The sequence below is a fragment of the Rhodococcus sp. (in: high G+C Gram-positive bacteria) genome (assembly GCF_049591685.1).
Taxonomy (GTDB): Bacteria; Actinomycetota; Actinomycetes; order Mycobacteriales; family Mycobacteriaceae; genus Rhodococcoides.
The window spans coordinates 1-9,837 of the sequence record NZ_JBAWFH010000431.1 but is presented as its reverse complement, the minus strand read 5'-3'; the positions used below and the strand labels follow the sequence as shown (position 1 = coordinate 9,837).

13 protein-coding genes are annotated in these 9,837 nt (G+C 64.9%); 6 read left to right on the top strand and 7 right to left on the bottom strand.

Annotated features, from left to right (window positions below):
• A partial coding sequence (locus tag WBQ44_RS18200) for a fatty acid desaturase family protein (RefSeq protein ID WP_495568073.1) occupies positions 1–942 on the top strand: 942 nt, incomplete at its 5' end.
• 40 nt (positions 943–982) lie between these two features.
• On the opposite strand, the gene rsgA is transcribed toward WBQ44_RS18200, so the two are convergent.
• From rsgA to ybaK, 3 genes are read right to left on the bottom strand one after another with little or no spacing between them, the layout of a single operon-like run.
• Positions 983–2,014, bottom strand: a complete 1,032-nt coding sequence (gene rsgA, locus WBQ44_RS18195; RefSeq protein ID WP_495568075.1) for a ribosome small subunit-dependent GTPase A — start codon at positions 2,012–2,014, stop codon at positions 983–985.
• A complete protein-coding gene (aroA, locus tag WBQ44_RS18190; RefSeq protein ID WP_495568072.1) occupies positions 1,969–3,303 on the bottom strand; it encodes a 3-phosphoshikimate 1-carboxyvinyltransferase in 1,335 nt (444 codons plus the stop codon). Before aroA ends, rsgA begins: the two co-directional genes overlap by 46 nt.
• A 3-nt stretch (positions 3,304–3,306) precedes the next feature.
• Complete coding sequence (ybaK, locus tag WBQ44_RS18185) at positions 3,307–3,804, bottom strand: Cys-tRNA(Pro) deacylase (protein ID WP_495568071.1); 498 nt, start codon at positions 3,802–3,804, stop codon at positions 3,307–3,309.
• 217 nt (positions 3,805–4,021) lie between these two features.
• Here ybaK and WBQ44_RS18180 point away from each other — a divergent pair, with 217 nt between their 5' ends.
• Complete coding sequence (locus WBQ44_RS18180) at positions 4,022–4,681, top strand: sigma-70 family RNA polymerase sigma factor (protein ID WP_495568074.1); 660 nt, start codon at positions 4,022–4,024, stop codon at positions 4,679–4,681.
• Positions 4,678–4,983, top strand: a complete 306-nt coding sequence (rsrA, locus tag WBQ44_RS18175) for a mycothiol system anti-sigma-R factor (RefSeq protein ID WP_495568070.1) — start codon at positions 4,678–4,680, stop codon at positions 4,981–4,983. The genes WBQ44_RS18180 and rsrA overlap by 4 nt, the downstream gene beginning before the upstream one ends.
• 76 nt (positions 4,984–5,059) lie before the next feature.
• Here rsrA and WBQ44_RS18170 read toward each other — a convergent pair whose 3' ends face one another.
• On the bottom strand, positions 5,060–5,134 hold the full coding sequence (locus WBQ44_RS18170; protein ID WP_095413260.1) for a 50S ribosomal protein bL37: 75 nt from the start codon (positions 5,132–5,134) through the stop codon (positions 5,060–5,062).
• A gap of 106 nt (positions 5,135–5,240) precedes the next feature.
• On the opposite strand from WBQ44_RS18170, the gene WBQ44_RS18165 reads away from it, so the two are divergent.
• Positions 5,241–5,456: a biotin/lipoyl-binding carrier protein gene (locus tag WBQ44_RS18165; RefSeq protein WP_495568069.1), complete on the top strand. Its 216-nt coding sequence runs from the start codon at positions 5,241–5,243 to the stop codon at positions 5,454–5,456.
• Between the two features lie 9 nt (positions 5,457–5,465).
• A complete protein-coding gene (locus WBQ44_RS18160) occupies positions 5,466–6,944 on the top strand; it encodes a sensor histidine kinase (protein ID WP_495568068.1) in 1,479 nt (492 codons plus the stop codon).
• 150 nt (positions 6,945–7,094) lie between these two features.
• Here WBQ44_RS18160 and WBQ44_RS18155 read toward each other — a convergent pair whose 3' ends face one another.
• Both WBQ44_RS18155 and WBQ44_RS18150 read right to left on the bottom strand, forming a co-directional pair.
• Positions 7,095–7,349: a WhiB family transcriptional regulator gene (locus tag WBQ44_RS18155; protein ID WP_026347946.1), complete on the bottom strand. Its 255-nt coding sequence runs from the start codon at positions 7,347–7,349 to the stop codon at positions 7,095–7,097.
• A 301-nt stretch (positions 7,350–7,650) separates the two neighbouring features.
• Positions 7,651–8,607 (bottom strand): diacylglycerol/lipid kinase family protein, encoded by a 957-nt coding sequence (locus tag WBQ44_RS18150; protein ID WP_495568067.1) that lies wholly within the window; start codon positions 8,605–8,607, stop codon positions 7,651–7,653.
• An 85-nt stretch (positions 8,608–8,692) separates the two neighbouring features.
• Between WBQ44_RS18150 and WBQ44_RS18145 the strand changes: the two genes are divergently transcribed.
• Positions 8,693–9,127, top strand: a complete 435-nt coding sequence (locus tag WBQ44_RS18145; RefSeq protein WP_495568066.1) for a hypothetical protein — start codon at positions 8,693–8,695, stop codon at positions 9,125–9,127.
• Between the two features lie 8 nt (positions 9,128–9,135).
• Here the strand turns inward: WBQ44_RS18145 and WBQ44_RS18140 are convergent, their stop codons facing one another.
• Complete coding sequence (locus tag WBQ44_RS18140) at positions 9,136–9,768, bottom strand: acid phosphatase (RefSeq protein ID WP_495568065.1); 633 nt, start codon at positions 9,766–9,768, stop codon at positions 9,136–9,138.
• Between the last annotated feature and the right edge of the window lie 69 nt (positions 9,769–9,837).

Sequence of the window (9,837 nt, the reverse complement as noted above, 5' to 3'; positions counted from 1 at the left end):
GTGCACTCCACGTCGTGGGAGTGGGACAACACCGGGCCGTCCGCGCACTGGAAGCAGACGCACAACTACATCCATCACAAGTACACCAACGTGCTCGGGATGGACGACGATGTCGGCTACGGCCTGCTTCGGGTCACCCGAGACCAGCGGTGGAAGCCGTTCAACCTCGGAAACCCGGTCTACAACCTGCTGCTGCAGCTGTTCTTCGAGTACGGCGTAGCGGCGCAGCACCTCGAGCTGGGCAAGGTGGCCAAGGGGCGCATTCCGCGCGAGGAATTCGAGCAGAAGCGTCGCGAGGTCCTCGCCAAGATCGGCAAGCAGGTCGCCAAGGATTACGTCGTTTACCCGGCTCTGACGGGTCCGGCGTGGAAGAGCACGTTGACGGCCAACATCGTCGCGAACATGATCCGCAACGTGTGGACGAATACGGTCATCTTCTGCGGGCACTTCCCCGACGGTGCCGAGAAGTTCACCAAGGCCGACCTCGACGGCGAGACGCAGGGTCAGTGGTACCTGCGGCAGATGCTCGGTAGCGCCAACTTCAACGCCGGTCCGGTCATGGAGTTCATGAGCGGTAACCTCTGCTACCAGATCGAGCACCACTTGTTCCCCGACCTGCCCAGTAATCGGCTGCGCGAGATCAAGGTAAGGGTTGTCGCGCTGGCGGAGAAGTACGATCTGCCGTACACCACCGGATCGATTGCCAAGCAGTACCTGCTGTCGTGGCGAACCATCGCCAAGCTCTCGCTCCCCAACAAGTATCTGAAGGCGACGGCCGACGACGCCCCGGAGACTGCGTCGGAGCGGAAGTTCGCCACCGAAGCCCGTGGGCTACTCACCGTGGATCCCGAAACCGGGAAGCGTCGCGGATTGCGTACCGCTATCGCCGAGTCCAAAGCGAAGAAGGGTCTTCGCGGCCGGCTCGCGAAATCCTTCGCATAGCAGGAACAGACGAAAATCGAACGGCGCGTGGTGGTTACGACTACCAGGCGTCGTTCGTGCGTACGGCCTCGAGGAGCAATCGAACTGCGGCTACCCGCCGAACGGCATCCCCGGTCAACGCGTCGAGCGCGCATTCCGGGTCGGCCGGGGGACCGAGGTGGGTGCACCCGCGGGGGCAGTCCGCGATGGCATCGGCCAGATCGGAAAACGCCGCGACCACATCCTCGGGCGAAATGTGCGCCAGCCCGAACGAACGGATACCCGGCGTGTCCACCACCCAGCCGCCGCCGGGCAGCGGAAGTGCGACCGACTGGGTCGACGTGTGCCGGCCCTTCCCGACGCCCGAGACAATTCCTGTCGCGCGGTGCGCGCCGGGTACCAGCCGGTTGACCAACGTCGACTTGCCGACCCCCGAATGGCCGATCAGGGCAGTCAGCTTGTTGGTCAACGTCGCGGTGAGCGCACCGAGGTCTTCGCTCTGACCGGCGAGAACAACCGGGACGTCCAGGTCTGCGAAGGCGGCCGAGAACTCCGCCGGATCCGCGAGATCGCTCTTCGTCAGACACAGGATCGGCGTCAGGCCCCCGACGTAGGCAGCAACGAGCGCACGCTCGACGAAGCCGGTACGCGGGGGCGGGTCTGCCAACGCTGCGACGATGAGCAGCTGCTGGGCATTGGCAACGACCACGCGCTCGTATGGATCAGTGTCATCGGCGGTGCGGCGCAACACCGTTCGCCGCTCGGAGACTCGAACGATCCGGGCCAGCGTGTCCACCTTGCCGGAAACGTCTCCGACGATGTCGACGTCGTCGCCCACCACGATCGGAGTCCGGCCGAGTTCGCGTGCGCGCATCGTGACGACATGACGATCGGGGTCACCGCCCAGGACGCAGCCCCAGCGGCCGCGGTCGACGGAGACCACCATGCCGGTTTCCGCATCGGCGTGGTCCGGTCGAGTCTTCGTTCTCGGACGCGAGCTCTTGCCCGGACGCACCCTGACGTCCGACTCGTCGTAGCGGCGCGCAGTCAGGACAGGGTCCGTTCCGGAGCCGGCGACGCCGTCGGCATCGATCCGGCGAGCATGTCTGCCCACAAGCGCTCGAAGCCGGGCAGGGTCTTGGCCGTCGTTCCGATGTCATCCACTTCGACCCCGGGTACGACGAGCCCGAGAATTGCTCCTGCCGTTGCCATTCGGTGATCCGCGTAGGCGTGCCACAGGCCGGCCCGTAACGCGGTGGGCGTGATCGTCAGGCCGTCGTCCGTCTCGGCGGCCGTGCCACCCAGTCGGCGGATTTCCGTGGTCAGGGCAGCGAGTCGGTCCGTTTCGTGTCCGCGCAAGTGAGCGATTCCGCGCAGGTGCGACGGGCCTTCCGCGAGTGCCGCGAGCGCTGCGACCGTAGGGGTCAGTTCTCCGACGTCATGCAGGTCGATGTCGATCCCGCGCAGAGTATCCGGGCCGCGGACGACCAGCGTGCCGTCGACCAGCTCGGCGGATGCGCCCATGGTGACGAGAATGTCGCGGATGGCGTCGCCCGGCTGGGTGGTGACCGCCGGCCAGTTCGGTACCCGAACTTCGCCGCCCGTGACGGCCGCTGCTGCGAGAAACGGTGTGGCGTTGGACAAGTCGGGTTCGATCGACCAGTGCACCGCATCGACCGGGCCTGCGTGCACGCGCCAGGTGTCGGCGTCTCCGCTCTCGGACGGGGTGTCGACCCGAACGCCCGCGCGGCGCAGCATCTCCACGGTCATGTCGATGTGCGGCATCGAAGGGACGGGTTTGCCCGTGTGATGAATCGTGATGCCGTCGTCGAACGCTGCGGCAGACAGCATCAGGCCCGAGACGAACTGCGACGAGCCCGACGCGTCGATATCCACCACTCCGCCGCGTACGCGACCGGCGCCCTCCACCGTGAACGGGAGGGCGTCACCGTCGACGACGACTCCGAGGGCCCGAAGCGCCCCGAGAATGGTGTCGAGGGGCCGCGTTCGTGCCTGCTCGTCACCGTCGAACGACACCGTTCCGGTCGCCAACGCACCGAGCGGCGGAACGAAGCGCATGACCGTACCGGCAAGGCCGCAGTCGACGGTGCCACCGCTCAGCGGGGCAGGGCTGACCGTCAACGCCGTGTCGTCCTGCGGGTCGACAGCCACGGCGATGCCGATGGCCCGCAGTGCATCGATCATGAGGTCGGTGTCGCGACTGCGAAGGGCTCCCGACATCGTCGACGGTTCGTTCGCCAACGCCGAGATGACGAGGGCTCGGTTGGTGATGGACTTCGATCCAGGAAGCGTGACCGTGGCTCGAACGGGGGAGGTGGTCGACGGCGCGGTCCAGGTGCTCACCCGTTCATCTTTGCTCATCGGTCAGTGCGCCGCCGCAACGGGAGCGGTGACGGCTCGGGTGAGCCGCACGAGTTCGGCGGGGTCGAGTTCGATCTCGAGTCCGCGCCGTCCGCCGCTGCAGAAGATTCGATCCCAGCCCAGCGCGGATTCGTCGACGACCGTCGGTAGCGCCCGCTTCTGCCCCAGCGGCGAGACGCCGCCGAAGACGTAGCCGCTCGAGCGTTCGACCTCGGCTCGCCCGGCCATCGCGACCTTCCGGGCACCCAGCGCGGTTGCTGCGCTCTTCAGCGACAGCGACGTGGTGACGGGCAGTATTGCAACCGCCAGGGTGGTGTCCGCGCGCTTGACGACGAGGGTTTTGAAGACCTGGCTTGCCGAAATCCCCAACCGGCCGGTCAGGATGTCCGCCGCTTCGGTGCCGAAGGAGTCGGCTGTTCGGTCGTGTTGGTAGGTGTGCACGCGGTGGTCGACACCGGCGTCGATCAGCACGGCGAGCGCGGGTGTCGCGACTGCGGGCATGCCGGTCACTGTAACGAGGGAAGGGCCGGTGCGGGGTCTACGGGAACACGAGGCGAGCGAGCGGTGTTCAACAGTGCAACGGACACGAAGTGGAAGGAAGGGAACGACTGTGGCGATGGCAACCATCGAGCTCGGCTCCCATGTCGGCGAGCTGGGCTCCCGCGTCGACGCGATCTACGTGAAGGAGCTGGCCTTGCCCGCGGTAACCTGGTCGAACATGGCTACCGAAGGGATCAGCGTGGAGGATGTCGAGCGCCCAGCTCAGGCGGCGGCCGAGTCGGAGACGGCGTTGACCGAGCGTTTCGAGCGCGATGCGCTTCCAATGCTCGATCAGCTCTACGGCGCGGCATTGAGAATGACCCGGAATCCGGCCGACGCCGAGGACCTTGTCCAGGAGACGTACATCAAGGCGTACTCCGCATTCCGGTCGTTCCGTGAGGGCACGAACCTGAAGGCGTGGCTGTATCGCATCCTGACGAACACATACATCAACTCGTATCGGAAGAAGCAGCGTCAGCCTGCGCAATACCCCACCGACGAGATCACCGACTGGCAGTTGGCTGCGACCGCCGAACACACCTCGACCGGTCTGCGGTCGGCAGAGGTCGAAGCGCTCGACGCATTGCCTGACGACGACATCAAGGCGGCGTTGCAGTCGTTGCCCGAGGAGTTCCGGATGGCGGTGTACTACGCCGACGTCGAGGGCTTTCCGTACAAGGAGATCGCCGAGATCATGGGCACCCCGATCGGAACGGTCATGTCGCGACTGCATCGTGGCCGTAAACAGCTGCGCGGCCTGTTGTCCGGTGTGGCGCGCGAACGTGGATTCAATCGCAACGGTGCTGTGGACGCGCACGAGCAGGAGGTTTCGCAGTGACAACGGATCCGAAGGAAGCATCGGATGCGGCGAGCAGGGAGTTCGAGCAACTCGATTGTTCAGCCGTCATTGCCGACGTCTGGCTCATGCTCGACAACGAATGCGATGACAACAGCCGCAAACGACTGCAGCGGCACATCGACGAGTGTGGTTCGTGCTTCGCCGCCTACGGCATCGAGGAGAAGGTCAAGAGCCTCATCGGACGCAAGTGCGGTGGCGATCAGGCTCCTGCAGGTCTGCGAGAGCGGCTCAGCGTCGAAATTCGACGAACCGTACTGATCAGACAGACGGAGATGGACTGACATCGAACGTCGCGGGTGAGATGAAAGGCCGGGAAGCTGTTGCTTCCCGGCCTTTCGTCATACCTGTGGCAACTCGTCAGGCGTTCGGACGTTTGCCGTGATTTGCCTTGTTACCTTTGCGACTGCGCTTCTTGCGCCCACGCTTACCCATGATGAGCTCCTCTCTGCGGATTCACTACAGTCTCCCACGTGTGATTGGCTGTGCTTCCAGGGGTGTCGACACCAGCTGCGAAACAGCCCCGACGAGAGGATTCGCCATGGCCGAGGACATACGCGCCGAGATGGTCTCCACCGTGTTCCAGATAGTCGCGGCGGAAGGCGATACCGTGGCGGTCGGTGACACCCTGGTCGTGCTCGAATCCATGAAAATGGAGATCCCGGTGTTGGCCGAGATCGCCGGGACGGTCAGCAAGATCGACGTGCAGGTCGGCGACGTCATCCAGTCGGGCGATCTCATAGCCGTCGTTTCCTGATCCCGACTCGTGTCCACCCTGAGCGACCTTCTTGCCGAGCACACCGACCTTTCGGGGGACGCGGTCGATCACCTTCAACGCATAGTGGGGGAGTGGCAGCTGCTCGCGGACCTGTCGTTCGCGGATCTGTTGCTGTGGGTGGGCACCGACGACGTCGCCGACAAACCGGACGCACCCGTGATGTGCGTCGCGCAATGCCGACCCACAACGGCGCCTACCGCGTTCACCGAAGACATGGTCGGCGCCGTCGTGTCGAATTCGCAGCATCCGGGAGTCATCGACGCACTGGTTCGGCGAACCATCATTCGAGCCCGCGGTGCCCTCACCGAGAGTGTGCCCGTCCGGAGCGGTCCTCATGTAATTGCCGTGCTCACGCGTGACTCGAATCCCAACCGCCAGCGCCCCGCCAGCGGACTCGAGACGGCCTACCGGGACTGCGCAGACGACCTGTGCCGGATGATCAGCGAGGGCACGTTTCCGACGCCCGCAGAACGCACCGACGTCAACTCGTCCCCCCGCGCCGGCGACGGATTCATCCGTCTGGACATCGACGGTCGCGTCGTCTATGCGAGCCCCAACGCCTTGTCTGCCTACCACCGCATGGGGTTGGCGACCGACCTGTCCGGTCGCGACCTCGCGTCGGTGACGCGATCGCTGATCACGGACCCATTCGACTCGCAGGAAGTTGCCGAGCACATCCGGGCATCGCTCACCGGCAGCGCGGGGCACCGGATGGAGGTCGACGCGCGAGGCGCGACGGTGCTCATTCGCACGTTGGCATTGCGCCCGGGTGGTCGATCCGTGGGTGCCATCGTTCTGGTTCGCGACGTCACCGAGGTCAAACGCCGCGACCGCGCGCTGCTCAGCAAAGACGCGACCATCCGGGAGATCCATCACCGGGTGAAGAACAACTTGCAAACCGTCGCAGCGCTGTTGCGATTGCAGTCACGGCGCCTCGAGAACGAGGAGGCACGAGCCGCTCTTTCGGAGTCGGTTCGCCGCGTCACCTCGATCGCTCTCGTACACGAGATGCTGTCGATGTCCGTGGACGAGGAGATCGACCTCGACGAGATCGTCGACCGGCTGGTACCGATCATGCTGGACGTTGCGACGGTCAATCCGCGGGTGAGGGTGGTACGAGAAGGAACGCTGGGCGTCTTTTCCGCCGAGCGTGCGACACCGCTGGTGATGGTGCTGACGGAGCTGGTGCAGAATGCGATGGAGCACGGGTTCGAGGCGGGATCGGACGGAGTGGTGCGCATCTCGGCCGACCGCTCGGCGCGATGGCTCGACGTGGTCATTCACGACGACGGACGCGGGTTGCCTGATGGGTTCTCATTCGAGACTTCGGACGGCCTCGGTCTGCAGATCGTCCGAACTCTCGTCTCGGCGGAGTTGGGCGGTTCGCTAGCGCTGGGACCAGCGGCGGGCGGGGGAACGGATGCGTCACTGCGGGTTCCGCTGGGCCGCCGCACGCCACGGCTGTGACGACCGGTTGTCATCACGACGATTCTCGTCGGATGCGCGCGATGCACGGGGTACCGGACAGCAGAAAACCCGGCCTCTGTTCAGGGCCGGGTTCTCTACTGGTCTTGGTGCTGCCGGCAGCGACCGTGGTCGCTGCCTGTCGGTCTATGCCTAGACGGAGCTCCGAGCGCGTGTGCGCGCATTGCGTCGCTTGAGTGCGCGTCGCTCGTCCTCACTCATGCCGCCCCACACGCCGGCATCCTGGCCGGACTCGAGGGCCCACGATAGGCACTCGGCGGTCACGGGGCACCGCGTGCAGACGACCTTGGCATCGGCGATCTGCGCGAGTGCCGGGCCACTGTTTCCCACGGGGAAAAATAGTTCCGGGTCTTCGTCGCGACAAATAGCCTTGTGGCGCCAGTCCATCCTCTGCTCCTTACCGGGCGCCGCAGCGCCGTTTCGGTTTCTGTTTTGTTTTTGGCTGATGTTCACTCGTGCGTATCAATTGTTTCCGCACTGTTGCTTGTGAATGCTTTCACGAACGCAGGGGAAGTCAAGAGATAGCCGCGTGACCGTGGTCAAGCTCACTCTGTTAGGCTGCCTTAAGCCTCCTGCGCTCCTTTGTACCCTCATCTGAGCCGTATCGCAGAGATTTTCCCTGCAAGGCCGGTATGACAAGCCTCATGGCAGACGCGTGTAACGGCGCTTCGACGGTTTTCAGCCGGCGTCATCGGGCCGGCGGTGCTACCACTTCGAGGGCGGCGGGCGTCGAGAAGAATTCGGCTTCGGTCCGCATTCCGAGGTAGTCGCCGTCCATTTGCAAACCGATCGGTCGGCTCGCGGTGATGCGGATGCGCGACACGTCGTCGACGCGAAAGAGCTTGCGCGACTTCGGTTCCGACCCCTCGGAAAGCAGTTGGCGAGATACGTTCAAGCTCGGGAGCACGCTCGTCGTGGTCATGGCGAACAATCCGAGTCCGCTGTCGAACGACGTCCCGGGGTTGGTGTGCACGGGCCGAGAATTCAGGTAAGTCCATGGACTCGAATTCGACACGAACGCGTAGTGAACACCTGTTACCGGATCGTGATCGGGAATGTCGACCGTCAAAGTGGGGTCGTGATTCTTGTTACGAAAGAACGTCCGGATGGCGGCGCGCACGTAACGCGTCGCCGACACCGGTCGACCGTCCTTGCGGCCTGCGTCGATCACCTGGCAGACCTCTGCATCGAGACCGAGTCCGGCGTTGAAGGTGAACCATCTGTTGTCGCAGTGCCCGAGGCCGATCGTCCTCCGAGACCGCGCAGCCAGAAGGTCGATCAGCTGGTTGGTTGCAGCGACGGGATCGGCTTCGATGCCAAGAGAGCGGGCGAACACGTTGGCGCTTCCGCCCGGCACCACCGCGAGAGGGGGAATCGGGCCGACCGTCACCGACCGCATCGACGTCGGCAGAGGAACGCCGAGCAAGCCGTTGATCACCTCGTTGACCGTCCCGTCGCCACCGTGCACGATGACCATCCCCATGCCGTCCTCCCGGGCCTCACGGGCCAGTTCGGCCGCGTGATCACGGTGCGTCGTGTGGGCAACGGTGACGCGGACACGGCTGGACAACGCATGAGCCAGCAGATCCCGGGCAGCCGGGGTCGTCGAGGTTGCGTTCGGGTTGACGATCAGGAGCGCACGCACGAGTCGTCAGCCTAACCGGTCGAGGTGTATGCGCCGCCTCGCTCGCATCCTCGGTCCATGTACGACGGTGTTCTAGGCTTGCCGAGTGTCCAAGCCATCTCTGCCCACGGTGCCGCCGTCCACATTCAGGGGTGCCGGGGTCCTCGTCGCACTGGAAGGACTCGTTGCGCTCGGCGCGGCGCTCGTCCTTCTGTTGCGGGCGCTCGGTGGAGAGCGTGACGCCGCGGCCAACGGATACGGCACGGCAGGATGGTTCGCCATCGTCGGAGTGGCCGTGAGCGCCGCCGGGCTTGCTCTCGTTCTGGGGAAGCGGTGGGGTCGAGCTATCGCACTCGTCGTTCAGCTCCTGCTGCTGCCCGTCGTCTGGTCGCTACTCACCGATTCACACCAGCCGCTGTACGGCGCGCTGCTGGGAATCTGTGTGCTCGCGATTCTGATCCTTCTTTTCAGTCCGCCGTCGTCGCAGTGGATGGCCGCCGAATACGTAGACCAGGACGAGGGCCGCGACGTCGGGAAGTAGCCCTTTTCTCAAGCGGTATCGCGTCGTCGCCCCGTTCGGACGGACGGGTGGATGTTGTGCACCTGCACCATTCGGTAGGAGTGCTCGAAGCCGAGCACCGTGTACGCGGCCGGTGACATCGCGAAGCGCTTCCCCTCCGACACCGGCAACTCGAGCCACCTGGTCAGCAGTGCTCGCGAGAAGTGGCCGTGTCCGACGAGTACGACGTCGCGTTCGGCGAGCGTCGGCAGCGCCACCGACAGGACGAGGTCGGCCCGGGTACCGACGTCGTCGATGGATTCACCGCCGGGGCACGGATGCGTCCACACGGTCCAGTGCGGGACGGTGCGTTGTATCTCCGGAGTGGTCAAGCCCTCGTAGTCGCCGTAGTCCCATTCGGACAGGGCGTCCCATTCACGGTCGACGGTCAGTGACGCAAGCTCCGCGGTACGCAAGGCTCGGGCACGAGGGCTGCTGATGACCAGAGGATCGCGCAGTTCGAGTTCGGCGACGAGTTCCCCCGCGGACACTGCCTGCTCCTCGCCGATATCCGTCAGAGGTACGTCCGTGTTGCCGGTGTGCCGACCCGCGGTCGCCCATTCGGTTTGCCCGTGGCGAAGCAGTACGACGCGTCCGGGGTTGGCGCCGGCCGAGTTCATCATGGGTCTCATGATGCCGTGTCGAGACCGACGGGCCGGATCCGTGTCGCGTGTCACAGCTGCGAACGTTGA